24 protein-coding genes are annotated in these 26,171 nt (G+C 46.3%); 16 read left to right on the top strand and 8 right to left on the bottom strand.

Annotated elements, in window-relative coordinates; all coding sequences use genetic code 11:
• Positions 1 to 60 precede the first annotated feature (60 nt).
• Positions 61 to 780: a FadR/GntR family transcriptional regulator gene (locus LY387_RS19170; RefSeq protein ID WP_042474672.1), complete on the bottom strand. Its 720-nt coding sequence runs from the start codon at positions 778 to 780 to the stop codon at positions 61 to 63.
• 294 nt (positions 781 to 1,074) lie between these two features.
• Between LY387_RS19170 and LY387_RS19175 the strand changes: the two genes are divergently transcribed.
• The 4 genes from LY387_RS19175 (at position 1,075) to LY387_RS19190 (ending at position 3,769) form a co-directional block, all read left to right on the top strand.
• Positions 1,075 to 1,851 (top strand): SDR family NAD(P)-dependent oxidoreductase, encoded by a 777-nt coding sequence (locus LY387_RS19175; RefSeq protein WP_234497443.1) that lies wholly within the window; start codon positions 1,075 to 1,077, stop codon positions 1,849 to 1,851.
• Between the two features lie 18 nt (positions 1,852 to 1,869).
• Complete coding sequence (locus LY387_RS19180) at positions 1,870 to 2,586, top strand: FadR/GntR family transcriptional regulator (RefSeq protein ID WP_042474675.1); 717 nt, start codon at positions 1,870 to 1,872, stop codon at positions 2,584 to 2,586.
• 21 nt (positions 2,587 to 2,607) lie between these two features.
• On the top strand, positions 2,608 to 2,928 hold the full coding sequence (locus LY387_RS19185) for a cupin domain-containing protein (protein ID WP_042474678.1): 321 nt from the start codon (positions 2,608 to 2,610) through the stop codon (positions 2,926 to 2,928).
• A gap of 175 nt (positions 2,929 to 3,103) precedes the next feature.
• Positions 3,104 to 3,769 carry a FadR/GntR family transcriptional regulator gene (locus tag LY387_RS19190; RefSeq protein ID WP_042474682.1) on the top strand — a complete coding sequence of 222 codons (666 nt, stop codon included), beginning with the start codon at positions 3,104 to 3,106 and terminating at the stop codon, positions 3,767 to 3,769.
• Between the two features lie 69 nt (positions 3,770 to 3,838).
• Here the strand turns inward: LY387_RS19190 and LY387_RS19195 are convergent, their stop codons facing one another.
• Entirely contained in the window at positions 3,839 to 5,596 is a 1,758-nt protein-coding gene (locus LY387_RS19195; protein ID WP_234497444.1) for a polysaccharide lyase family 7 protein, read from the bottom strand.
• Between the two features lie 136 nt (positions 5,597 to 5,732).
• Positions 5,733 to 7,514 carry a sodium:solute symporter family transporter gene (locus tag LY387_RS19200; protein ID WP_234497445.1) on the bottom strand — a complete coding sequence of 594 codons (1,782 nt, stop codon included), beginning with the start codon at positions 7,512 to 7,514 and terminating at the stop codon, positions 5,733 to 5,735.
• A gap of 711 nt (positions 7,515 to 8,225) precedes the next feature.
• Here LY387_RS19200 and LY387_RS19205 point away from each other — a divergent pair.
• The 6 genes from LY387_RS19205 (at position 8,226) to LY387_RS19230 (ending at position 14,476) form a co-directional block, all read left to right on the top strand.
• Positions 8,226 to 9,002: an oligogalacturonate-specific porin KdgM family protein gene (locus LY387_RS19205; protein WP_234497446.1), complete on the top strand. Its 777-nt coding sequence runs from the start codon at positions 8,226 to 8,228 to the stop codon at positions 9,000 to 9,002.
• A 75-nt stretch (positions 9,003 to 9,077) separates the two neighbouring features.
• Positions 9,078 to 9,818, top strand: a complete 741-nt coding sequence (locus LY387_RS19210; protein WP_234497447.1) for a polysaccharide lyase family 7 protein — start codon at positions 9,078 to 9,080, stop codon at positions 9,816 to 9,818.
• Between the two features lie 70 nt (positions 9,819 to 9,888).
• Positions 9,889 to 10,983 (top strand): ABC transporter ATP-binding protein, encoded by a 1,095-nt coding sequence (locus LY387_RS19215; protein ID WP_234497448.1) that lies wholly within the window; start codon positions 9,889 to 9,891, stop codon positions 10,981 to 10,983.
• Positions 10,984 to 10,997: 14 nt separating this feature from the next.
• Positions 10,998 to 11,975 (top strand): ABC transporter permease, encoded by a 978-nt coding sequence (locus LY387_RS19220; RefSeq protein ID WP_081936006.1) that lies wholly within the window; start codon positions 10,998 to 11,000, stop codon positions 11,973 to 11,975.
• 11 nt (positions 11,976 to 11,986) lie between these two features.
• Complete coding sequence (locus LY387_RS19225) at positions 11,987 to 12,877, top strand: carbohydrate ABC transporter permease (protein ID WP_234497449.1); 891 nt, start codon at positions 11,987 to 11,989, stop codon at positions 12,875 to 12,877.
• 48 nt (positions 12,878 to 12,925) lie between these two features.
• Positions 12,926 to 14,476, top strand: a complete 1,551-nt coding sequence (locus tag LY387_RS19230; protein ID WP_234497450.1) for an extracellular solute-binding protein — start codon at positions 12,926 to 12,928, stop codon at positions 14,474 to 14,476.
• Positions 14,477 to 14,526: 50 nt separating this feature from the next.
• Here the strand turns inward: LY387_RS19230 and LY387_RS19235 are convergent, their stop codons facing one another.
• The gene (locus LY387_RS19235; RefSeq protein ID WP_234497452.1) at positions 14,527 to 14,772 is read right to left on the bottom strand and encodes a zinc-ribbon domain-containing protein; all 246 of its coding nucleotides are present in this window, start codon (positions 14,770 to 14,772) and stop codon (positions 14,527 to 14,529) included.
• Between the two features lie 343 nt (positions 14,773 to 15,115).
• On the opposite strand from LY387_RS19235, the gene kduD reads away from it, so the two are divergent.
• Positions 15,116 to 15,877 carry a 2-dehydro-3-deoxy-D-gluconate 5-dehydrogenase KduD gene (gene kduD, locus LY387_RS19240; protein WP_234497454.1) on the top strand — a complete coding sequence of 254 codons (762 nt, stop codon included), beginning with the start codon at positions 15,116 to 15,118 and terminating at the stop codon, positions 15,875 to 15,877.
• A 34-nt stretch (positions 15,878 to 15,911) separates the two neighbouring features.
• Positions 15,912 to 16,553: an RpiB/LacA/LacB family sugar-phosphate isomerase gene (locus LY387_RS19245; protein ID WP_234497456.1), complete on the top strand. Its 642-nt coding sequence runs from the start codon at positions 15,912 to 15,914 to the stop codon at positions 16,551 to 16,553.
• Between the two features lie 51 nt (positions 16,554 to 16,604).
• Here the strand turns inward: LY387_RS19245 and LY387_RS19250 are convergent, their stop codons facing one another.
• Together LY387_RS19250 and LY387_RS19255 are read right to left on the bottom strand one after the other, a co-directional pair.
• Positions 16,605 to 17,591, bottom strand: a complete 987-nt coding sequence (locus tag LY387_RS19250) for a zinc-dependent alcohol dehydrogenase family protein (protein WP_234497457.1) — start codon at positions 17,589 to 17,591, stop codon at positions 16,605 to 16,607.
• Positions 17,592 to 17,751: 160 nt separating this feature from the next.
• Entirely contained in the window at positions 17,752 to 18,387 is a 636-nt protein-coding gene (locus LY387_RS19255; RefSeq protein WP_234497458.1) for a LysE family translocator, read from the bottom strand.
• Between the two features lie 226 nt (positions 18,388 to 18,613).
• Here LY387_RS19255 and LY387_RS19260 point away from each other — a divergent pair, with 226 nt between their 5' ends.
• Positions 18,614 to 19,519: an aspartate/glutamate racemase family protein gene (locus tag LY387_RS19260; RefSeq protein ID WP_234497459.1), complete on the top strand. Its 906-nt coding sequence runs from the start codon at positions 18,614 to 18,616 to the stop codon at positions 19,517 to 19,519.
• Positions 19,520 to 19,584: 65 nt separating this feature from the next.
• Here the strand turns inward: LY387_RS19260 and LY387_RS19265 are convergent, their stop codons facing one another.
• Positions 19,585 to 20,514 carry a LysR family transcriptional regulator gene (locus tag LY387_RS19265; protein WP_234497460.1) on the bottom strand — a complete coding sequence of 310 codons (930 nt, stop codon included), beginning with the start codon at positions 20,512 to 20,514 and terminating at the stop codon, positions 19,585 to 19,587.
• A gap of 117 nt (positions 20,515 to 20,631) precedes the next feature.
• Here LY387_RS19265 and LY387_RS19270 point away from each other — a divergent pair, with 117 nt between their 5' ends.
• The 3 genes from LY387_RS19270 to LY387_RS19280 are packed head-to-tail and all read left to right on the top strand — an operon-like array spanning position 20,632 to position 24,612.
• On the top strand, positions 20,632 to 21,933 hold the full coding sequence (locus tag LY387_RS19270) for a cytosine permease (RefSeq protein ID WP_234497461.1): 1,302 nt from the start codon (positions 20,632 to 20,634) through the stop codon (positions 21,931 to 21,933).
• Positions 21,920 to 23,053, top strand: coding sequence for a DUF917 domain-containing protein (locus LY387_RS19275; protein ID WP_234497462.1), 1,134 nt, complete (start codon positions 21,920 to 21,922; stop codon positions 23,051 to 23,053). The genes LY387_RS19270 and LY387_RS19275 overlap by 14 nt, the downstream gene beginning before the upstream one ends.
• On the top strand, positions 23,050 to 24,612 hold the full coding sequence (locus tag LY387_RS19280; protein WP_234497463.1) for a hydantoinase/oxoprolinase family protein: 1,563 nt from the start codon (positions 23,050 to 23,052) through the stop codon (positions 24,610 to 24,612). Before LY387_RS19275 ends, LY387_RS19280 begins: the two co-directional genes overlap by 4 nt.
• Before the next feature lie 73 nt (positions 24,613 to 24,685).
• Here LY387_RS19280 and LY387_RS19285 read toward each other — a convergent pair whose 3' ends face one another.
• Positions 24,686 to 26,158 carry a methyl-accepting chemotaxis protein gene (locus LY387_RS19285; protein ID WP_234497464.1) on the bottom strand — a complete coding sequence of 491 codons (1,473 nt, stop codon included), beginning with the start codon at positions 26,156 to 26,158 and terminating at the stop codon, positions 24,686 to 24,688.
• Positions 26,159 to 26,171 lie beyond the last annotated feature (13 nt).

Genomic DNA, 26,171 nt, shown 5'->3' on the forward strand with positions numbered 1-26,171 from the left:
AAAGGCAGCGTCGCCGCTGCCTTTTTACTCAAAATGTTATCTGGAACATAAAGTTACCGGTTAACTAGCTACCGGAAGACGGTGATTTTCTTCACGTAGGTGGCTTGCTGATGCCTCACGAGCTTTGTCTGCGTCACCAGCCATAATCGCTTCATAAATCGCACGGTGTTCATTGATACAGGTAGAACCTCCGTCTGAAGAGTACTGAATAAAGTTAAAGAACATCGTAGTCAAGATGTTACCGAACGGCAGGTAAAAGTCGTTACCCGTCGCGTTGAAAACAAGGCTATGGAAGCGAGTATCAACGTCCAACCATTTCGCTTGGTCGAAGTTTTCTTCTTTCGATACTTCTACCATTTCTTGGAAGGTTGACGACAGTTCAATACGTTGCTCTGCTGTTGCAAACTTAGCGGCTAGTGCACACGCTTCTGGCTCAATCGCACGGCGAAGACCAAGGAATTGACCGCAGAACTGCTCAACATCGTTAAGGCCGTCCATCCACTCAATAAGCTGAGGGTCGAGGAAGTTCCAGTATGCACGGTCAACGACGCGCGTACCGATCTTCGGTCGAGACTCTAGTAGACCTTTCGATGTTAGTAGCTTAACGGCTTCGCGAAGTGCAGTTCGGCTAATGCCAAACTGTTCACATAGCGCCATCTCGCCTGGGATGATAGATCCTTCTGGTAACTCACCAGAGAGGATGCCACGTGCAATCTCACGAGCAACCTGAACATGGATGCTTCGTTTTGAGCCCGTAATAGAACTGAACTTACCTGACATAGTATTATCGCTTACAAAAAAGTGTTTATGTATTATTTTAGCAGTGATTCTACCACCATTCGCGTTTGAATAGATGTGACAAAGCGCATTTATTCGATATAAGTCGCCTTTTGCTTCGTGATTTCCTATCACTTCTACGAGTAAAACCGCCTAATTAGTGAGTTCCATGTCACATTTTTCTCAATATCTTTCTAGAATTATTGATGGGAATTGTCATTTCTACCAATTCGCTATTGACGCATTAAAGTGCTATTGTATGATTAATAAATCAAACCAATGATAAGGCTTAAACTGATGTTTGAAGATCTCAGAGGAAAACGCGTTCTAATCACCGGTTCCACCGCAGGGATGGGATTAGCGGCAGCTCGGCTTTTTGCACAACATGGTGCAAAGGTTGGTCTCAATGGACGACGAGTAACCCCAGAATCACAAGCAGCAGTTGATGAGCTTAACAAGCTTGGTGGTGAAGCCGCTTTTTTTCAAGCTGACTTAACCAAGAGCGATGAATGCGAACGTTTAATCGACGCCTATACCTCTCACTTTGGCGGGTTGGACGTTCTCATTAACAACGCAGGTGGTCTTGGCGGTCGTAAGGGGCTAGAAAGCATCGACGACGCTCTGTTCGACCACGTAATGAACCTAAATGCGCGCAGCGCGCTTATGGTCACTAAATATGCCATCCCTCACCTACGCCAATCAGCAAAGGAATCTGGTCAAACTGCAAGTGTGATCAGTACTGGCTCAATCGCGGGTAGAGAAGGTGGCGGCATTGGCGCAGGTATGTACGCTGCATCAAAGGCTTGGTTGCACGATATTCACCGCAACTGGGTAAAAGAGTTCACTAAAGATGGCATCCGCTTCAACATCGTTTCTCCTGGTACCATTGATACCGCCTTCCACGATGATAAAAGCGACGACCTAAAAGGCAATATTGCTAACAGTATTCCAATGGGCCGCTTTGGCACTATTGAAGAAGTGGCACCAACATTTGCCTTTTTTGCCTCTCATGCCTGCTCTGGTTACATCACAGGTCAGATTCTTGATGTAAACGGCGGACAAATCGCGCCCTAATCAACCCAAGGTGTATACATGGCCACGTTCCATACAGTAGCAGATTCAAGTCGTCGGATTCATGTTCAGGTTGCTAAAGAGATCGCCATTAAGATCCTCACTGGTGAGCTGAAACCGGGTGAAAAACTCCCGAGCGAGTTAGAACTCTGCGAGAAGTTCGGCATCAGCCGTACAGCGCTTCGCGAGTCAACCAAGCTTTTGTCGGCAAAGGGACTTATTACATCAAAGCCTAAAGTTGGTACCAATGTAATGTCTCGTCAGCATTGGCACTTCTTGGACCCTCAGTTTTTAGACTGGGTAAAAGATACAGACAACGTTCAACGATTCTTAACCCAGTTCCTTGGTTTAAGAAAAGCGATCGAGCCAGAAGCGTGCTCACTAGCCGCAAGAAATGCTTCAATCGAACATCGTAAAGCACTGTCTGTATGTTTCCAGAACATGAAGCATGCGGCGTTTACTCACAACTATTCTTCGTGGACGTTGAACGACCACGAGTTTCACAAAACCATCTTTTTAGCGACCGCAAATCCGTTTTATATCCCGTTCTCCAATATTTTGGAGTCGCTGTTCAAGACCTTTATTGATGAAGCCGCGGTCGGCGGACGATTCTGTCTTGATGAACACGGGGCTATCTACGACGCGATTATGATGGGTGATGCTGAGCGAGCAAAAGCAGCATCTCAACTATTACTTAATGATCACAACCAGAGGCTTGCCCTACTGGAAGCGGTCTAACGAATACCTAGAGGAAAGACAATGTTTGTATACAACAAAGACTCAGTACTTGAAGATCAGGGTGGCGGTCTACGTCGTAAGGTTCTAGCATACTGCGAAAACATGATGACTGTAGAAGTTCACTTCGAAACAGGTACAGTTGCACCAATGCACAACCACCCACACGAGCAGATCACTTACGTGGTTTCTGGTGAGTTCGAGTTCACTGTAGGTGACGAGACTAAGATCGTTAAAGCTGGTGACACTGTCTATAAAGTGCCAAACATCATGCACGGTTGTAAGTGTCTTAAAGAAGGCATCCTAATCGATAACTTTACTCCTATGCGTAAAGATTTCGTATAATAGTTGAGCTATTAATACAAATATTATAAAGGAATGGTTTCATATAACCGTTCCTTTTTTTTATTTACAGAACGATATTAAATTAAGTAGACATCACATATTCGACATAATCGCATTTACCTATTTAGACCAAGTGATAATATGAAATAAATAATTACAAATTATAAACGTAGCCATGGAAAGCACAAAAGAGAGTATTCACGTAAAGATTTCCAGTGAAATTGCTAAGAATATCATTACAGGTCAGTATAGTAATTGTTCACTACCTACCGAAATGGAGCTTTCTAGCCATTACTCTGTGAGTCGAAATAGTGTTCGCGAAGCACTCAAAATTCTCGCATCAAAGGGATTATTGTGTTCCAAGCAGAAAGCAGGGACAAAAGTTACCCCGCGGAGTGAGTGGAATTTCTTAGACCCACAGTTGTATGAATGGTTTTCTGAACTACCAGAGATGGAAGGTGTGATCGCAAAGTTCATTCGCATGCAAAAGCTATTGATACCAGAGGCTTGCGCAGATGCGGCACTGAATGCGACCGGTGAACAACGTGTACAACTATCACGAGTTTTCCAAGCCTTTTCAACCCATATTCGAGAATCAGAAAACGACTTGCTCAGTTCAAAACCGTTACTCAGTAGCTTCTACAGAACTCTCTTCATCGCGTCTAATAACGAGCTTTTTTCTCCATACGCAAAAATACTAGATATTTTATTCCACTCGAAAGACTATCAACTTTCTCAACCGACGATAAACACATTAGAAATATATCAAAAAATTTACGATTCCATTATGATTGCTGACGAAATGTCAGCGCGAAAAGCTGCGCGAAAATTATTCAACTAAGTACTAAATCTCAAAAATTAATAAGCCCGCTTCAAGCGGGCTTTTGTTTTACATCATTTATTCATAACGTTAATAAGCATAGCCTTGGTGTTTATTTTCGACTTTATAGAACGTAGCCTGAACATAGTCATTCGCATCACCGGTGTTATTCTGATTATATACACCAGCTTTGAAATACATATACTGCCCACCAGCATCATAACCACTGCTCGACATATCGACTTCTTGAACAACATCAGCTTTACCTTCACGCATAATCGTCACGGTTAAGGTATTACCTACCACTTTGATTTGATAGCTAAAGACCTCACCGAGTTCAATACCGTCTGATGGGTTGCTCGCACTACTCGAGCGACTACCAATCATGTCATACCAACTGTCTGAACCGCCATTTGGTTCATGTGCAATATATATCGCGCCTTTGCTGTTACCAGGAAGTTTACGATAGTAGATTCGAACAGGCTCATCGTCATTAGCATGTATTTGCCCAACAATGACACGTCCAATCTGGCTACTGCTACCCGTTGTCGTAACATGATCTACTTTAAGCGTTGCATCTAAAGTACCATCAACACCACCAGCTGCAGTTTGGTCACTCGATGGCGCACTTGAGAATACCCAGTTATTTTTACCGACACCCTTGGTACTATGTGAGGTATCGCCGCGACGCAGCATCTCGCGCAGCTCCGAACGAGTGTAACTCGTATTGGTCGACGTTTTCGCTCCATCGACGGGTGCTTTAAAGGTCATGCCACCATCGGCTGCAGTAAAGAAAAACTCATTGTTCTCGTAGCTTGCCGACAACTCGTTCTCTTTAATAGTATCTGCTTTACCATCACCGTCGGTGTCTACTGGGATGCTGAGCGTCCAGTCCAACAAATCAAAATTGCCTGATGGTGCGACATTCGGATCCAAATCACCACTTGGTGGAGGCGTTACTGGAGGAGGCGTACCATCTGAGCAGCCAAGGATTTCTGTTTCAAGGATACTGTTCCAGTTATTTGCGGAATTGCCTTCCCCAGTGATTCGAACGTAACGAGCACTTGTTTCTGTAACAGGGTAATTTTCAAAGCCAGCCGTGTTGCCACTTGACGTCTGGTTTGATAGTACTCTGGTCCAACTGCTGTTGTCACCTGACACATCAACACTAAAGTAAGAGCTGCGGCTATTGCCTTTAAACCAGGCGATATTAACTTGTCCTATTGTTGTCGATGACCCGAGATCATAAGTAATGGTTTTGCCGATACCTTCTGATGACCATCGAGATTCATCGGCTAAACTTCCATCAATCGTCCAACCAGGTAAATGGCCATCGTTGGTTCCATCATCCGTTGCTGAAACGACAGTAATATGACCACTTTCACAGCTACCACCAGACGATGAGCTACCTGTCAGAACAAAGTCGTCAAACCTTCCTTCAGATTGATAATAAGCACCACCAATTTCAATGGATGTTGCACTGCCAGAATTAAATGTCAGTTCTACTTTCAACCAACTACTCGAATTAGACGTTTTGCTGTAAACAGAACCTGCGACATTGGCACTGATCTCACCGCCACCTTTTACATAAGCAGATAAGGTGTAATCAGTATTAGAGTTGACCGAGACGGACTGGCTAAAACTGCCGCCCGAGCCAGAAATTTTTGCAGAGTGAAGCCCTGTATTAGCATCACCAGAGATTGATGAGGGATCGGCATCTTGCCATCCATCCCAATTACCATTTTCAAAACCATGGTTAGTTATATTAATTGACTCTGCCCATAGGGTACCGGGAGCAGCAGTCATGGCACTACACAACAAAACCTTATACATTAACTTGCGTTGCATGTTATTTCCTTGTATTGGATTGAGGGAGCCCTCGACAACTTACTGAGGGTAGAAAAGTTGTTGTCTTTCTTATTGTCTGAATTTTGGATAAAAAAATAGGAAGGCCCGATCCCTTCCTATTTCTTATTAGATTGCGTTATTTCGCTTCTGCTTCTTGTAAGTTCGATTCAACGTTTTCGTCGACGGCTTTCACCAAGAGCATACCGACTGCGAATACGATAGCACCACACAAGATGAACACTCCGCGTCCCCACAGTGGGTTAGGTAGTAGCGCCATTAGACACACACCAACACCTGCTACTGCGATTAGCTTACCAAGCATTTGACGCTGCTTGTTGTCCAGTTTCTTCTGAGCCGCTGACTCAGAGACAAGTGGCGTTGCTAGGTTACCGAAGAACTTGTCTACGTCAGCTTGACGCTTCTCAGTTAGTGGCTTGTAGAACAGCGTTGATAGTACGAAGAAGCCACCTGTTAGTGAGATGTGAGCCATTAGACCAATCGCTACTTTCACATCAGACCATTCACGCTTCGTTAGCTCTTCTAGGCCGAATACCGCTGAAACCATCTCTGCGTTGATAACAAAACCTACGACATAAGAAACGATACCACCAACAATTAGTGTACCCCAGCCAGCCCAGTCAGGCGTTTTCTTGATAAAGAAGCCAAGGAATGCTGGAATCGTCATTGGGAAGCCGATCAAAGCACCCACATACATCATGGTATCGAACAAGCTCAGCCCCTTCAGTGAGTTGATGAACTGTGCGATTAGGATGATAGCGAAACCAAATACTGTTGAAGTGATCTTAGAAACCGTTACCAGTTCCTTCTCAGACGCTTGACCCTTACGAACGATCGGCTCATAGAAGTTCTTAACAAAGATACCTGAGTTACGGTTAAGACCAGAGTCCATTGAAGACATGGTTGCTGCAAACATTGCTGCTACTAGTAGACCCACCATACCTGCTGGCATGTACTCTTGAACAAAGTATAGGTAAGCAAAGTCACCCGCTTTTTTGCCTTGTTCTGGGTAAGCAGCTGCTAGGTCAACACCTTGACCTGCAATGTACCAAGACGGCATGAACCAGATGAATACACCACAAAGCATTAGTACACACGCCAGTAGTGCAGCTTTCTTCGCGTTCTTTGAGTCTTTCGCCGCTAGGTAACGGTATGAGTTAAGCATGTTGTTTGTGATAGAGAACTGCTTAACAAAGATGAAGAATGCCCACAGGCTGAAGATGCTTAGGTAGTTTAGGTTGTTACCCGCTAGGAATGAACCACCTTCTTGTACTGGGAAGTTGTTAACGATTTCGCCAACACCGCCGCCTTGAACGACAGCAACGACAGCACACGTCACGGTTACCGCCATGATGATAACCATCTGCATGAAGTCAGATGCGATAACCGCCCAAGAGCCACCTGTTACTGACATCGCCAATACAACAAGACCTGTCACCCAAATGGTAAGGTTCATGTCGAAACCGAAGATGCCTGATGCAATAATTGCTAGTGCGTTTAGCCACACACCTGCAGATACGACACTGTTAGGCATTGAAGACCAAGTAAATACTTGCTCGTTCGTTGCACCAAAACGCATGCGAATCGCTTCAATAACAGTGACTACACGTAGCTGACGGAACTTCGGCGCAAAATACGCGTAGTTCATAAAGTAGCCAAATGCGTTTGCTAGGAAGATAAAGGCGACTGCAAAACCATCGTTGTAAGCTTTACCGGCTGCACCGGTAAATGTCCAAGCACTGAACTGAGTCATAAAGGCGGTAGCACCCACCATCCACCAAAGCATGTTACCGCCCCCGCGGAAGTAGTCACTGGTGGTATTAGTAAATGTACGGAACATCCAACCTATTGCCATTAGGAAGAGGAAATAGACGCCCACAATAACTGTGTTTAAATCCATGATCTGTGAATCCTTGTTGTCTTACTTGTTGTTACAATTCAATATACTCAGTTACGAGGAATAATTGTAATACAATATACCCATACGTGACATGGTTATCGTTTTTCGCCAAGAAAAAGTCCAACTTAGTTACCCCGATCAAACTTTGTTACGCTTGTCATCCAAGCCTTACACTTTCTCTGCACCAACAGTAAGCAAATGACGCTGTTTGAATCTTTTTTCAAAACGACGTTTCAGCTATCTTTTAGTAATTTTTACAGTCAATCATAATAAAACCCATGCAATTCATAGCATTATAAAGAGAATTCGCTCATTACACTCCCCCACGAGGTCACACTAAAATGGGGCACCAAGTGTGAACAGATGTAAAAAAGTGTGAGCCAAATCTGTATATCAACAAAAACCAAGGGAACTAAAATGAAATATTGAGCCATTTCACAGAAAGTTCCCAATGACCCTATTAATATTTGTCATACATTAATTCAATAACAAAATAATTAATGAAATGGACTACCACGAGATAGGCTTTTGTCGGATGTTTCGAGAATCAAAGGGAAAACACCCAGCATTGGCTATTAAGTGAACAAGAAACACAGTCCCTCTCTATTTACGGTGATAAACGATTATTGCGCTGACATCTAGCCGGCACAGTATCCGTTTGTCTCCACAAAGAAATGAAAATATAAATACACAAATAAGGGAAATATCAGTATGAAACTTAAGCAATCTGCTCTTGGTGTTGCGCTTGTATTACTGGCTGGTTCAGCAGCTGCGACAAGTTTGGATTATCGTACGGAATATAAGCACAAGTCCGAAGATTGGGCTCACCGTATTAAAATTAGTGACTCAACAAAAGCATTCGGCGGTAAATTAGCATTTGGCGTAGAGCAGAAGTTCCAAAGTGAAACTAATGATGATGAAGTAGGTAGCCAAGATTTTTGGAAAGGCGTATCACGTGGAGACTCTGAGTTTAGTGTAGATTGGACTAAAGCAGTAGGTGAAAGCGGCAAGTGGTACATCCAGCCAGGTATGCCAGTGACATTCGGCAGCAACAAAACAACTTGGAAACCACAATTCCGTGTTGGTTATAAAGCAGACTTCGGTTTGACTACAGCACTACGTTACCGTCATGAGTTCCAAGTATTCAACGCGAACGGCGGTACGACTAACCTAGCGGGTGGCGGTAAACTAGACCGCACTGATGCAACAATTCAACAAGGTAAGTTGACGCTTACTGGTTCATACAAATTTGCTAAAGACTCAGCATTTAAAGATTTAAAACTGAGCTATGAAGCAAACTATAACCACAACTACGACAACGTTCGTCTAGCAAATGACAAAAACTGGGAATGGGATCTTGGTATTAAAGCGGGCTACCAAATCGGTGACTTCCAACCATACCTAGAACTTTGGACTATCGATGGCCTTTCTTCAGCAACAGACGAGCGCCAGCTACGTACTCGTTTAGGTCTTAAATACAGCTTCTAATTATCGCAGTAACAAAACAAGTAATGCCCAGTTCTCTGGGCATTTTCCTTCATCTATTTAATAGAGAAGAAAACTATGAACCCGAATACTTTAGCGAAGTACCTAGGCTCTGCAGCACTTGTTGTCTCTTTTGTTAGTTTTGCGGATACTGCTCCATACTCTTATACCCAATACCAGTCAGTTCTTGACGACTCTTACCTTCAAGCCCCAACCAGCACTAAGCTGATCAAACAAGGGGACTTTGCAGGTCAATACAATCAATATTTCCATGTCCCTGATTTTGGTAATCAGTGGATGACGTTCACCGTTACTGGCGACCACAAACGCTCTGAGCTACGCCAAGTCTATGAATGGTACAGTGACGATGGCGACCTTAACAAAATGATTGGCGAAGTCTTTATTGACTCCCCGCTATCTGGCTCAGTGGACGAAATCACCTTCATGCAAGTCCACGACGTAACGAACAATGGCAATGCCATTAACAAACCCCTCCTTAGACTCGTTTGGCTGCGAGAGAGAAACAATATAGAGAATGGCATTTGGGCTGTTATTAAAAAAGATGCCGATGCATCGAGTAGTAGCTACGACAAAATCTATATTACCCAACATCTCGAATCGCAACCGATTAAATTCGAAGTAAGAATTCAAAATAATGAAATGACCATCAAAAAAGATGGTGCCGCAATAAATGGCCTTTCTAAATACGACATCTCCTACTGGAGCAATCTAGAAAGTTACTTTAAAGCGGGCGTTTACAATCAGGATGATGGTACTGGAACGGTTCAATTCAAGAGCCTCAAGTACTACACGCAATAATTTCTTTTTCTTAGAAAGTCACAAAAGAACCACGTTTATTTGGTTGCCCTGTCGGCAACAAGGAGTAGTTATGTCTGGTGTTCAGTTAAATAACATCGTGAAAGCGTATGGCGATACCAGTGTCGTGCATGGAATTAATTTAGAAGTAAAGTCGAAGGAGTTTATTGTTTTAGTGGGTCCTTCCGGCTGCGGGAAGTCAACGACACTAAGAATGTTAGCTGGCCTAGAAGAGATCACCGATGGTGATATTCATATTGAAGACCGCCGAGTTAACGAAGTCGCACCAAAAGACCGTGACGTCGCCATGGTGTTTCAAAACTACGCACTTTACCCCCACCTCAGTGTTTTCGAAAATATCGCGTTTGGCCTGAGAATACGCAAAGTACCAAAAGATGAAGTCACTAAATCGGTTAATGATGTTGCGGAAATCTTAGGTCTTACCGAGCTCCTAGAGCGCCGCCCTGCCGACCTGTCTGGTGGTCAGCGCCAACGCGTTGCCATGGGTCGAGCGATTGTTCGCCATCCTAAAGTGTTCCTATTTGATGAACCCCTTTCGAACTTGGATGCCAAACTTCGTACTCAGATGCGCGCTGAGATCAAACGCCTACACCATCGCTTAGGTGTTACCAGCGTCTATGTTACCCACGACCAGGTCGAAGCGATGACGCTCGCAGACCGTATCGTGGTAATGAGTAACGGCAAGATTGAGCAAATCGGTACCCCGATGGAGCTGTTTAATAGTCCGGTAAACACCTTCGTTGCAACGTTTATTGGCTCACCACCGATGAACCTTATCGAGGCACGCGCCTCTTTACATGAAGATGGTTGGTACGCTGAGTTTGAAGAGATCGAATGCAAGCTGCCAAATGTCGCAGGTCTTGAGCACAACAAGAGCATTCTTCTTGGCATCCGACCTGAATACATTGATATCGAACCTATCGATCATGCGAGTGCTATTCCAGTTCACATTGACCTTGTGGAGACGTTGGGCTCAGAGGCACTCCTGCACACCAAGTTTGTCGGTAAGCCATTTGTGGTTAAGGCAGAAACCCATGGTCGAATCGATCATCTCGATCACGTGAACACACTCTATTTCCGTGAAGATGCCATCACTGTATTTGACCAATCAACGGGCAACGCCCTTGAGCGTATTGCAGTGAACTAAACGGAGCGTGTGTTATGGAAAACCTTCATCAGAACTCTGGTGAGACACTTAAATCGTCCGCTTCGCAGAGCAAACTGCAGAAGAAAACAAAGTGGCTCATCAATCACTTCAAAAATGAATGGCAGCTTTATGTGTTGCTTGCTCCGACCGTAATTTGGTTTTTAGTCTTCCTCTATAAACCTATGTACGGCCTGCAAATCGCCTTTAAAGACTACAGTGTGTTCCGTGGTATCACTGAAAGTCCTTGGGTTGGATTTGAGCACTTCGTAACCCTGTTCGAAAACGATCAGTTCCTTCGAGCCATTCGCAACACCGTCATGATCAGTGGTGCTAGCCTTATCTTTGGCTTCCCCGTGCCGATTATTCTTGCGTTAATGTTCAACGAAATTCTCAATGCCAAGTTTAAGCGCACGGCACAAACGATTGTGTATCTGCCGCACTTTATCTCGGCGGTTATCATCGCCGGTATCGTGATCACCGCATTTTCACCCTCTACTGGTGTAGTGAACTTGTTTCTCAATGCGCTTGGTTACGACTCGGTTTACTTCCTTACCAAACCAGAATGGTTCCGTTCAATCTTTGTCGGCACAGGTATTTGGCAAGAAGCGGGCTTTAGCTCCATCGTGTTCCTCGCTGCCATTGCTGGCGTTAACCCATCGCTTTATGAATCAGCAGTCGTAGACGGCGCTTCGCGCTGGCAAATGATGTGGAAGATCACGCTACCTTGCATCTTACCGACGATCATCATCATGTTGATCATCCGTATCGGTAACATCCTAGAGGTTGGTTTTGAGATGATCATCATGCTCTATCAGCCAGCGACTTACGAAACCGCAGACGTCATCAGCACCTTTATTTACCGTCAAGGTATTCAAGCTGCTCAGTACGATCTCGCCGCTGCCGCCGGTCTATTCAACGCCGTCATCGCCTTTATTTTGGTTATGACCGCCAACAAGATCAGCCGTCGCGTCTCTTCAACATCGCTGTGGTAATGGAGTAAGTTATGAGCCAAGCAATGAATATGAACCTCTACTCCCGCGGAGATAAGGCGTTCGTCTATCTGAATATGTTCCTCGTGGGTATCTTTACGATTAGTACGCTTTACCCGTTCATCTATGTCGCTTCTATGTCGATAAGTGCCGGTGATGCGGTGACGGCAGGTCAGGTTGTGCTAACGCCCGTCGACATCACCTTCGCGGCATACGAAAAGGTCGTTACCGATCCTGCTTTTTGGATCTCTTATAAAAACACCTTTATCTACACCTTCGGCGGAACCTTGGTCAGCCTATTGATTATTGTTCCGGGCGCTTATGCGCTTTCTAGACCACAACTACTAGGCCGTAAGTACTGGAACATCTTAGTGGCGTTTACCATGTGGTTTAACGCTGGAATGATTCCGTTCTTCTTGAACATGCGTGACTTGGGACTACTTGATAGCTACTTCGGTATCATCATTGGTTTCGCCTGTAACGCATTCAACATCATCCTATTGCGTAACTTTTTCGAAGCGATTCCAAAATCGTTTGAAGAAGCGGCGCGAATGGATGGCGCGAATGACTTCCAAGTGCTCTGGAAGGTATTCATCCCACTCGCAAAACCAGCCCTCGCAACGGTTACTTTGTTCTGTATCGTCGCACGCTGGAACGGCTTCTTCTGGGCCATGGTGCTACTTCGCGACGAGAGCAAGGTTCCACTTCAGGTTTATCTGCGTCAGATCATCACTCAACTTACCGACGACGATACGTTCGCCAGTACTTTGATTAGCTCAGCCTACTCATTTGAAACGGTAAGTGCAGCAATCATGATCTGCTCAATCATTCCAGTACTTCTGATTTATCCATTTATTCAAAAGTACTTCAACAAGGGAATTATGTTGGGTGGGGTTAAAGAGTAACCCCCTCTTCCTAATACAAAAACAATATAACGAGAAAGGAAACAAAAGATGAATGTAAAAATCACTGCGTTGTCTACCCTGATCGCTGCCACGCTTGCTACCCCAGCATTGGCAGCGGAAGATGGTGCATACAAAGTGGCAGATAAGCCAATCAAACTCGACATCCACCTGCATCAGAAGAAATTTGTCTACAGCAACGACTGGCCGGTAGAGAAAGAAGCGGCGCGTCTAACTAACGTTCACCTAAACAACGTTGCATCCATGGCGACAACCAAGAGTGAGGAAGCTTTTAACCTACTGATCGCATCGGGTGATTTGCCTGATATCGTTGGTGGTTCAAGCATGAAAAACAACGTAAACACCTATGGTCCAGAAGGCGCGTTTGTTCCCCTAAACAAGCTGATTGAAGAGCACGCGCCAAACATTAAAGCTTTCTTTGACGCCAATCCAGATATCTGGGCATCAATCAAAGCGTCCGACGGCAACGTGTATTACATCCCTTACCTTCCAGACGGTAAGTACGGTCGTGGCTACTTTGTTCGTTATGACTGGTTAGAAAAACTTGGTCTAGAGCCACCTAAGAACGTCGATGAGATGTATGAAGTGCTTAAAGCCTTCCGCGATAAAGATCCAAACGGCAACGGCAAAAAAGATGAAGTACCTTTCTTTGCTCGTCACTGGCAAGAGATGGTTCGTCTCGTCACACTATGGGATGGCCGCACATCTGGCTCTGATGTCTTCCACGACTTCCATGTGGTCGACGGTCAAATCAAGCATGGTTACGCCGGTGAAAACTACAAAGTGGGTATCCAAAACTTAGCAAAATGGTACAAAGAAGGACTGATTGACGCCGAAGTATTCACACGCGGTAGCCGTTCACGTGAATACTTACTATCTGCTGACCTTGGCGGTATGACACACGACTGGTTCGCATCGACCTCTGGCTATAACGACTCGTTGGCAGATAAAGTTGAAGGCTTCCAGTTTAAGGCGTTCGCGCCACCAGCCTCTATTAGTGGCCAGCGTGTTGAAGAACACCGCCGCGCAAAAGTGAAACCTGACGGCTGGGCTATCTCCTATACCAATGAGCATCCAATCGAAACCATTAAATACTTCGATTTCTGGTTCACTCAAGAAGGTAAGCGTCTAGCTAACTTTGGTATCGAGGGCGAGCACTATGATTTAGTTGATGGCAAGCCTATGTTCAAGAAGGAAGTTCTCGAGGCTGATACCCCAGTGAATGCGCAGATGTGGGCGATTGGTGCTCAGGTTCAACGTGGATTCCCGATGGATTACCAAAACGAAGTGCAATGGTCCAACAAATACGCGCTTGAAGGCATTGAGCTATACGACCAAGGTGACTACTTACTAGAACCATTTATGGGCGTATCGCTGAATACAAAAGAGAAAGACATCTATGACAAGCATTGGGTGACGATCCGCGACTATATGGTGGAGATGCAGCAAGCTTGGATTCTGGGCTCGCGAGATATCGAGAAGGATTGGCCTAAGTATCAAGAAAGCATTGAGCGCATGGGTTACAGCAAAGTGGTTAGCGCAATGCAAGCCGCATACGACCGAGCGTATAAAACCAACTAGTTGTTTCTGGGAAGAGAGAAGTTTAAGGGAAAGCGGCCGCTTTCCCTTTTTTAGTTAACGGGAGTCAGCTTCCAAACGATTGCCACTCTAGATTTTGGCATTCGACACTGATTACAGTAGTAACCTACGTTACCGCATGCCTTCATTGCGTCTAGTTTATGGCTACAATCTGGGCAAAATGGCGTTTTGTCATAGCTAACTTTGCACTGACTGCAGGTTCGACCGCCCTCATTTTGCACATCAATATGACAGGTCGGACACGGTAGTGTGAGTGCCTGTATTGTCGCGTGATCCATATTTCCACCTTCCACTAAACGATTTCCACCACATCACTTTTCATCGCTTGCAATGGATACACTTAATCAAAGCGCCAGTATAAATGCTTCTTTTCGATGGAGAAAAATTCACCGGCATCCATACCCACAATTATCGAATGGTACGGCACAGCACCTATCGTTGTTATGCAAAGATTCGTTATCGTGAGCGCGTTAGGGGATTACGTGAATGAGATCAAACAAATTTAAAACTGCATTTCAAATTTGTTGATTAGGACGTATTTGTCATATAGAGTGAGCACTATATGTCATACATTATGACTAGATAAAGTCATTCATCGATTCGCGTAACGGGACACAGACTATGATTCTCAATGCATTCAATCTAGAAGGGAAAGTGGCCATCGTCACTGGCTGCAACACGGGGCTCGGTCAAGGGATTGCGGTCGGTCTAGCAGAAGCTGGCTGTAATATTGTGGCAGTAAACCGCTCTGCGCCAACCGAGACAGAATCGAAGGTCACAGCGTTAGGTCGCCAGTTTCTCGATATTCGAGCAGACCTTACGTCCACTCAGGATATTCCATCGATAGTTGAGAAATCGATCGAAACTTTCGGTCGCATCGACATTCTTGTCAACAACGCCGGCATTATTCGCCGCGCCGATGCCATTGAATTTACTGAAAAAGATTGGGACGACGTGATGGATGTGAACGCCAAAACCGTCTTCTTTTTATCTCAAGCCGTTGCTAAACAATTTATCGCACAAGGCGAAGGCGGCAAGATCATCAACATCGCGTCCATGCTGTCATTCCAAGGCGGGATCCGCGTGCCTTCTTATACCGCTTCAAAAAGCGGCATCATGGGTGTAACACGCCTAATGGCAAACGAGTGGGCTAAGCACGGTATTAACGTTAATGCGATTGCGCCTGGCTACATGGAAACCAACAACACCGAGGCTCTGCGTGCCGACGAAACTCGTAATCAAGAGATCCTAGCGCGCATTCCAGCTGGGCGTTGGGGAACACCAGAAGACCTAGCTGCGCCATGCGTATTCTTAGCCTCACCCGCTTCTGATTATGTGAACGGCTACACCCTCGCTGTGGATGGCGGCTGGCTCGCTCGCTAATAGCACCGACAACAAATTTAACCTGGAGATCCAAATGAAAATTGCACTAATGATGGAGAACAGCCAAGCGGGGAAAAACGCGGTTGTACTTAACGAACTTGAGCAAGTTGCGCGCACGCAAGACGATACTGTATTCAATGTGGGCATGAGCGATGAGAATGACCACCACCTTACTTATATTCACCTAGGTATCATGGCCAGCGTTCTTATCAACTCTAAGTCGGTCGATTTTGTTGTGACGGGTTGTGGCACCGGACAAGGTGCAATGATGTCTCTGAACATCCACCCTGGTGTTGTTTGCGGATACTGTCTAGAGCCGTCTGATGCATTTCTGTTTAACCAAATAAACAACGGTAACGCCCTGTCTCTTGCTTTCGCAAAAGGCTATGGTTGGGGTGCTGAGCTCAATGTTCGCTATATTTTTGAAAAAGCATTTACGACTGGTGAACGCGGTCAAGGCTACCCACTAGAGCGTGCTGAGCCACAGCAGCGCAATGCGGGATTGCTTAACGATGTTAAAGCAGCAGTAGTGAAAGAAAACTACCTTGATACACTAAAAGCTATCGAGCCAGAACTGGTTAAGACAGCAGTCAGCGGCGAGCGCTTCCAGCAGTGTTTCTTCGAGAACAATCAGTCTCCAGAGATCGAAGCTTATATTCGTTCAATTTTGGACTAATAGATAAAAGTCCGCTCCGGTATGCACAGACATAGCGGAGCGGATACTGAGCTAAATTTCTACAACTACCTTGCCAGTAGCCTTGCCTGCAGACAATCTCTCGTGTGCCTTGCCGATATCTTCCAGTGTAAACTCAACATCATCCAACACCGGAGATAACTGTCCAGATTCTGCTAACTTAGCGACTTCTTTAAGAATATCTTGATGCTCCTGTTGGCGTACGCCGTGAATCATTTGAATCAGCATAAACACCACATGCAGCGATAATCCCTTCATATGTACCAAAGAAAGATCGAGCGACAGCAAGGATACGGTAGAGGCTACATGACCGTTCAACTTCGCCGCTTCAAATGACTTCAGCATGTTCTCACCACCGACAGAATCAAAGACCACATCAAACCCAGCGCCACCCGTATATTTGGCGACATAGTCTTCAACTTTATCAGTCTTATAGTTGATTACTGATGCGCCGAGCAAGTTCATCAGTGGGACATGTTCATCACGCCCAATCGTGGCACTGACGTCTGCGCCCATCGCTTTAGCAATTTGAATCGCGATATGTCCTACCCCACCAGCGCCACCATGCACCAGCACCTTATCCCCAGCTTTGGTATTGGCACGCGTTAAGCCCTCATAAGCAGTGATGGCAACCAGAGGCAGTGCGGCGGCCTCTTTCATCGATAAGTTACTCGGCTTGTGAGCGATCAGCCTCTGGTCAGCAGGCATGTACTCCGCTAATGAACCTTGAAGAGCGCCTAAGCCACCCGCGCAGCCATACACTTCATCACCAACCTGAAAGTCAGTCACATCATCAGCAACAGCTTCTACCGTTCCGGCAAAGTCCATACCCAAGATCGCAGGGGTAGCTGGAGAGAATGGGAGCGCCTCACCGAGTTCGCGTATCATTGTATCGACCGTGTTGACGCTAGAGGCAGCAACCTTGACGAGGACTTGTCCTGATTGAATGTCAGGCTTGGCGACATCCGCCACTTCAAACGCATCGGGACCACCATAACTATTAACTACCATCGCTTTCATTGTGACCTTCCTTCCTGTTGGGTTTGGTAAAGCTCTGAACAGTATAGGTGGTAACTCGAAAGTAGGATCACTTGGTGTGATAAGTAAGAAAAGGTAAGGGGAACATTGACAGTGCGGAGCAAGCAGCAGAGGCTTACTCCGTGTTTTGGGATTGAGTAGGTTATTTAGTGCTCGAAGCAAACAGCGCACCACCAGCCGACATAAAGAAGCCCCCCATTACCTTGTTAAAGCGCTTGATGTTTTTCTTACTCGATAGCCAAGGGTTGACCTTAGCGCCAAGCCTTGCATACACCAACATGATCAAGGTATCGATCACAACCCATGTCAGAGCGAGCACAACAAACTGGCTAAGCTGAGGCGCATTCACGTTAATAAAGTTGGGAAACAGCGCGGTAAAAAACAGCAGGTCTTTAGGATTGCTGATACCGACCATATAGGCTTTTTTGAGAATCCCACGTTGGGTAAATGCGACTTTCTCTTGTCCGGTATCTGCACTCAACACCGACTCAGTTCCTGTGTCTCTCCAAGTCTGGTATCCAAGATAAACGAGATAGAGCGCGCCAAAGATTTTCAATAGCAAGAAGACTTCTGACGATGCCGCCAAAATCGTGCCCAAACCGACAGCAGAGAGGAACATCAAGGTTAGCGACGCAAACGTCCCGCCAAACACAGTCGCAAGGGCACTGGATTTACCATATTTGACACCGTGTGCAATGCACAGCATCGCCGAAGGACCGGGTGATGAGATTAACACCGTAATCACACCCACATACGCCAACCATAAGCTCCATTCCATTTTTGTCCTCCTTGCGTATAACCTATTGTTCACCCGTATGCTCTGACGCACACCTATCCCCCAACCTTACCGCTGTCGCCTCTTCAAGTCGAACAAAAAATATACACACCATTGAATAAGCTAATCTACAGAGGAGGATTCCACCCATCAAAAGCGATTCGTCTCCGAAACCATTCTCCCGTAGTTTTTCCTCACCACTTATTGAATCTACTTTCGAGGACTAACTATGAAAGACGTAATTTTTGGCATCATGGGAAACATGGGACCGCAAGCCGATGCGCTATTTCAAGACATCATCGCACGTGAAGAAAACAAACAAGGTGCGCAAAGTGACCAAGAGCACATGAGCTTGGTTGTGATCAACAACTCTGATATTCCAGATCGCTCTGAAGCCATCAACGAAGGTGGGCCAGATCCTGTCCCTGAGATGGTTCGCTCAGCACAGATCATGGAGTTGAACCACGTTGAGTTTGCAGTAATGCCTTGCAACACTGCGCACCACTTCCGTCCTGAAGTTCAAAAACAGACCAGCGTCTATTTAGTGGACATGCTTAAAGCAACTACTGAAAAGATCCAAGCGCAAAACCCGCAAGCCGTGGTTGGTGTGCTTTGCACTACCGGCACCTACAACTCTGGGATCTACGATCGCTATTTGACTGAAGATGAGATCACCTACTTCAAGCCCAACACTGAAGAGCAAGAGAACTACGTTCATAGCGCAATCTACGGACACAAAACTGGGGAGAAAACCCCAAGTGGCCAAGACATTCGCGAAAAATGCGGCATCAAAGCGGGCGAATTGGACAAAAACGCAGAGCTACTCAGCAAAGCCATTGAGTCTCTAAAAACTCAAGGTGTGAATACCGTGATCCTTGGCTGCACTGAACTGCCATTAGTACGCCCTGCGCTTGAGAAAAACTTCCCAGAGATCTACTTCATCGATCCAATGGAAGCCGTTGCAGAGCGTGTTGTTCACATCTATCGACGCGCAGATAAAATCCTGAACAGCACACCTATCACAGACACCACACCAATCAACATTGCGGATATCGTCAATGAAGATGACATGGTGACTTATGTTGTGGAGAAAGCTCGTCAGGCAAGAAGAGAAGCGCTACTCAAAGCCTCATAAGTATTGTGCCTTATGGTTAAAGTCATCGCGTCGTGAAGAGTGGTGATAAAGTCCAGTAGTAGCAGTCAGAGCCTTTGACTGTTATTACTGGCCACTAAGCAATCATAAAACGCCAACGCAGCAGGCGATAACGCGGTCTTTGCTCCCTTTAATACAACCGAAAAGTCACTCGTAAACCACCAATGCTTCGGGTTCACTGCCACCAGCGCCTGTTGAGATCGGTTGCTTTCAATAAGATGACTAGGGAGAAAGCTCAAATGCGTACCCGCCATCGCGAGCAAAGCGCCAGATTCAACATTCCAACCATCGATAAGTTTTAGTTGTTGGTACTGCTCAACATTCAAAAGCTTACGCATTACCTCAGAAGCGTAGCCACCAATGTTAATGCGTCGCCCCTCAAGCGAGTGATTGTTAGTTTCAATTTCCTTTGCAACGTCTTCGCGGGCAAAAAGATAACTCTTTTCAGTGAACAGAAACTCAGCATGACTGAAGGCATCAAGTTGATGTTCGGCGAGAACGACGATCATCATGTCCAACTGCCCCTTTGCCAGCTTTTCATTAAGTAAGGTGTAATCGCCGACTTCGAGCGTGAGCTCCACGCTGTCGCTCAGCTTATAAAAATTTTCGATAGCGGCCGGAACCGGATTACTAGGAAGCGTAATCGTATTATCGAGAATACCGACACGCACTTGCCCTGTCAGTTTTGACTGTACTCCCTTCAATTTAAAGGCAAAATCACTAAGAACATTACTTAGCTCATTTGCATAACCATACACAGTGTGCCCTTCACTTGTTAAATCAAACCCACTTCGGCCGCGCTTACAAAGCGTCACGCCCAAGCTCTTTTCGAGCTCTATTAACTGATTACTTAGCACTGGCTGACTCAGCCCAGTACTTACGGTAGCATTGCTGATGCCGCCCTGCTCAACGATCTCGCAGAAAATCTCTAATCGTCTCAGGTCGCGCTTGTCCAGTTTCTCAATATGAATAGCCATAATTTAATACATAACCAAAAACGAATGTTTGTATCTAATAATATGTATTTATTTGTATGTAACAAGCTGCTAACTTTTTTTATGTGAACTTTATGGATAATTATTTAGGAGCTTAGGATGGCGAACACACAAACAACACGGAAGATTGATGACTTTGAGTTAGAGCCCGTACCCGAGAAGGCAAAACGCTCGTGGTACGTCATCAGTCTGATCTGGCTTGCAATTGGTATTGATATCTCTGGTCTGTTCTTGGGTGCGTTTCTGAGTACCGGCCTCACCATTCACGACGCCCTATTTGCGACGTTCGCAGGCTCTGCCATTCTCGCCGTACTAGCCATGCTTTGCGCTAATATTGGTTTCCAATCTGGCGTCTCAACACCGTTAATGAGTAGCTCTGTATTTGGTCGCCACGGTGGTAAGGTCCTAGGCGCCATCAACGGTATTTCTCTTGTTGGCTGGTTCGCGTTTCAGGCGGACTTTTTCGCCTACATACTTGTCGATGCGCTAGCGCAGTATGACATCGTCGTTTCCCACTTTGCTGCGCTGGTTGGTGGTGGCGTACTCATGATGATCACCGCTATCTATGGTGTCCGAGCGCTCGGTAAGCTTAGCGCCTATTCAGTACCACTCATGGTGACACTGATTACCGTTGGCCTATTTATGGCGGCAGGTGCGCAGAGCGCGGGTGACAAGGTTATTGAGTCACCATTATCTATGGGTGAAGCTATTTCCTATGTCATGTCGATTTGGATCCTCGCTGCTGTCGCGGCTCCTGATATTGCCCGCTACGCAAAAACGCGTAAAGACGCGATTCTCGGTGCCGGTTTTGGCTTCCTATTTGGTAACAGCGCGACGATTGTGGTTGCTTTGCTACTCACGCAAATGACCGGCTCTGACGACCTCGTCAATGTGTTCTTCGGTATTGGTTTAGGTATGGCAGCGATCATCGTGCTGGTGTTTGCTCAGTGGACGACCAACAGCAGTAACCTTGTCTCAGGTGCTCTGGGCATGTCGGTTGTGTTGCCGAATGTACCGCGTCCTATTTTGGTCATCATGATGACCATTCTTGGCCTCGCTATCGCTCAGCTTGGCATGATCGATATGTTTACTGCATTTCTCACACTTCTAGGCGTGACGATTGCACCTTCAGCAGGTGTTTACCTAGCTCAATACTACTTCTTAGATAAGTCTGCGCTTGAGTTTGAACGTATTCAAAGTGCGCCAAACTGGATGCTAAAAGGCTTGGTTGCTTGGGCATTTGGTAGCGCGGTGAGTGCATGCACCGCAGGCGAGTTCTTCAACCTATTCTCATTAACCAGTATTTCAGCGATTGACGGTATTCTTGCGTCCTTCGTTGCCTACATTGTGCTTGTAAAGCTGTCAGTATCAAATAAGGAAACGGTTCGTGATTTTCAATGATCAAATGATTGATGACATTGCCCTAGGTGCCACTGTACTTGGCACCGGAGGGGGTGGTGATCCCTACAGTGGTGCGCTGATGGCAAAAGTTGCCATCGCCAATGCGGAAAAGCCTGTCGAGCTTATTTCGCTGGATGAGGTGAACGATGACTGGATGACAGTGCCTTCGTCTATGATCGGCGCACCCACCGTCGCCATTGAGAAACTCAACTCTCAAGATCAAATGTTGGTGGCGTTTGAAGCGATGGAACAAGCGATTGGTGAGCGTATCGAAGCAACCTTCCCTATTGAGGTTGGCGGCTTCAACTCATTGATCCCTATTTTGGTTGCGGCACAAAAAGGGATCCCAGTGATCGACTGTGATGCTATGGGGCGCGCATTCCCAGAGTCGCAAATGGTGACCTTTTATTTAGACGGTCTGCCGTCCGCACCCAACACACTTGCCGATGAAAAGGGTAACGTCGTGACTTTACACCCTATCGACGGTGTTTGGTCTGAGCGATTTGCTCGCCCAATCACTGAGCAAATGGGTGGCTCTGCTGCGATGTGTGATTACCCTATGTATGGCAAGGAGCTCAAACGCAGCGCACTTGGTGCGACCCTGACCAAAGCCATGCAAATCGGTAAAGCCATTCGTGAAGCCAATGCTCGCGGTGACAGTGCGGTCGATGCCGTGTTGGAGATCGTTGAAGGACACCGAATTATTAGCGGTAAGATTGTCGATATCGATCGAAATACTGGCGGAGGTTTCGTGACTGGAGGTGTCGTCATTGAACCGCTTAAAAACTCTGAAAGCAATGCGGATCCCGTCTACGTTCATTTCCAAAATGAACTGTTGCTCGCTCACAAGGGAACTAAGGCGAGTGATATGAGCCAAGAATCGCTATTGGCTTGTACACCCGATTTAATCAGCATCCTAGACCATGAAACTGGGCAGCCAATCACGACCGAGCAGCTTAGATACGGACAGCGAATTGAGCTTATCTCTTACCCTTGCGATCCCAAATGGCGCACTGTCAAGGGTATCGAAGTCGCCGGTCCCGATTACTTTGGCTATGGCGTTGAGTATGTCGCCATCGAAAACCTTTCGAAACGTACAAATACGGAGGCAGAGCTATGACAACCGCTATTTATCGCCTCGGTATCGATGTCGGTGGAACCAACACAGACGGTGTCCTATTGGATGAGTCGCTCAAGGTTATCTCTAAGGTTAAAGTAGCCACAACACACGATATTTCGACAGGCATCGACAATGCCATTGATGAACTATTGCACCAAGCAAACCTGACAGGTGAGAGTGTCAAACATGCCATGCTTGGCACGACTCAATGTACCAATGCCATTGTTGAGAAGCGAGGTCTCGACAAGGTAGGCATGCTTCGCCTAGCACTGCCGAGCGGCAGCGCAGTTCCACCTCTTTGTGGTTGGAGCGCATCTTGGCAAACGCTCCTTGGCGAGCATTTCTATCAAGCCCACGGCGGCTATGAGTACGACGGTCAAAAAATCGCAGACGTGGATGAGCAAGAGATCCGTCAGCTATGTCAGAAGATGAAGGGCAAGGTTGATTCTATAGCGATTTGTGGTGTGTTTTCTCCCGTGAACGGTGACCAAGAGCTATTGGTTGAACAGTGGGTGAGAGAGGAGCTGCCAGAGGTTAACATTTCCCTTTCGCATAAGGTTGGCAGTCTGGGTATCTTAGAGCGTGAGAACGCCACTATTTTAAATGCGGCTCTACAAGGCACAGCGAAACGCTTTGTCGAAGGATTTTGCCACGCGCTAGAGAAACACCGCATCGCCGTTACGCCCTATTTCGGGCAAAACGACGGAACACTGATGTCGCAAGACTTTGCGCTTAAGTACCCTATTCTTACCGTAGCCTGCGGTCCTACCAACTCCATTCGCGGTGCCAGTCATCTCACTAAGCTTGATGATGCCATTGTGGTCGATGTCGGCGGTACCACATCAGATGTGGGTGCACTGACACATGGCTACCCTCGCGAATCTAGCGTAGCCGTCGAGCTTGGTGAAGTGCGCACTAACTTTCGCATGCCGGACATTTTAGCCATCGCCATTGGCGGTGGTACCAAAGTAACGCTCACCGATGGTGACATTCAGTTAGGTCCTAAAAGTGTCGGTCATGAACTGACTCAGAAGGCGCTCAGTTTTGGCGGAGGTACGCTAACCCTTACCGACGTAGCACTTACCAAGCAAGTGATGACATGGACAGGTAAAGCACAGCAAAAGCCTATTTATTTGGAGCTAGAAACGGCCAATCAAATATACACACATATGGTAGAAAAGGTCGAAGATGCCATCGATAGAATGAAGACTTCTGCTACTAAAGTGCCCGTTATTCTCGTTGGCGGTGGCAGCGCGCTAATGCCTAATGAGTTTGAAGGTGTCAGCTCTGTAGTGCGTCCTGAGCACTTTGAAGTCGCCAATGCGATTGGTGTCGCGCTCGGCGAGATATCGGGTCAGCTAGATAAGATTGTCCCCATCGAACCCAACCAGCGAGCTGAGATATTGGCCAACTTGGAGAAAGAAGCCTGCCAACTCGCCATGGAAGCAGGGGCGTGCGCAAACAGCGTGTCGGTGATCGAGCGCAGTGAGATACCGCTAAGTTACCTGCAAGGCAACATGGTGCACGTCAAAATAAAAGCCGCAGGCAGGATCGCTTAAGTTACTGCTTCAGACAAATAAAAACGCCTCATCGAATAATCGTTCGACGAGGCGTTTTAGTATCAATAGAAGATTAATACTTAAAGCGACGAATCTGGCTATCTAGCTCTGTGGTATTCAAGGTAATCGCTTCGGCAAGTACTTGAAGCTCATCGTTAACAGTGCGCATGTCAGCGGCGCTAGTATCGAGCTCTCGCATGTCTTGCGCGACAGTATTACTTACATTGGATTGCTCTTCACAAGCACTTGCGACCGAGTCCACCATTGCGTTGATGCTGGTTACCGCTTCAATCATCTTAGTCAGTGCTTCTTGAGCTTCATCAGAGCTCACCTTGGTTAACTCAACCAACTGCTTGGACTCTTGAGTCGCATTGAAAGACTCGGTTGCCTCTTGCTGAAGACTCTCGATAATAGACTCAATTTCGCTCGTTGAATCGTGAGTCTTGCTAGCGAGCGCGCGTACTTCGTCCGCTACTACCGCAAAGCCACGTCCACTCTCACCTGCACGCGCAGCTTCAATTGCCGCATTAAGTGCCAGAAGGTTTGTCTGCTCAGCAATGGCCTTAATAACCTCTACCACTCGACCGATGTCATCACTTCGATTCTTAAGCGCGTTCGCACGTTCTGCTGCCGTCTCTAGGTTAACGGATAAATCCTCAACGTTTGATACGTTTTGAGCGATCGCCTGCTCACTCGATGCGCCTAGTGATAGTGCATCATTAGACTTAAACAGTGTATTCTCGGTATTCGCTGCAATCTCGCTGGTCGCCAGGTTAAACTGCTCAATCTTACTCAAACTTTCGTGAGTGAGCTTAAGCTGATTCTCTGTTTGCTCACTCACTGAAGTGCGCACTGAAGTAATAGCAGAACCGTTTTGTTTTAGGCTCTCTGTTGTGCGAGCGGTATCGATAACAATCTCTTGAACTGTCTCCACAAAGCGATTGAACGCCTTCGCCAAGTCGCTTACTTCATCATTAGACGTTGCGGTAACGCGAGACGTCAGATCACCTCCAACAGCGGCAATGTCATTCATACTTTTCGCCATGCCTTTAATTGGCGTAACGACCAAGCGGTCCATGATGTAACCAAGAGACACAATCACCACAAGGTACAAGGTGCCAAACATCATAAGTGAACGAAGCATTAAGCTTTGCAGCTCGCTTCTCGCTTGCTGACTGTTAAAGCCCAGAGATACTGAACCAATTGGCAAACCATCCCATTTAATAGCAATACGCGATTCAAACTCAGCCGCTTGCTGGCGAACTTGGTTCATCTCTTTACCATTTTGATCGCGGACCACAATACTCGAGATGGTGCCATTTTTGATATAGGCATCAAGGATACTGCCGATGAGCGCTTTATCGTATACGTAAACCGGCTCTTGCAAGATAACTTGCAACTCTTGCTCAATTTCTGCTGTGACCTGTGCAAGGTCTGCCTCAACATTCTTCTTGGTTAAAACGTACTGCGTTGATAGAGCAATCGCAGTCACAAGTGTCATAACTAGCGTCACAACAAGGATTATTTTTTTCGTCAATCTGTTCATAATGCTACCGTGA

It is taken from the genome of Vibrio maritimus (assembly GCF_021441885.1).
GTDB classification, from domain to species: Bacteria; Pseudomonadota; Gammaproteobacteria; order Enterobacterales; family Vibrionaceae; genus Vibrio; species Vibrio maritimus_B.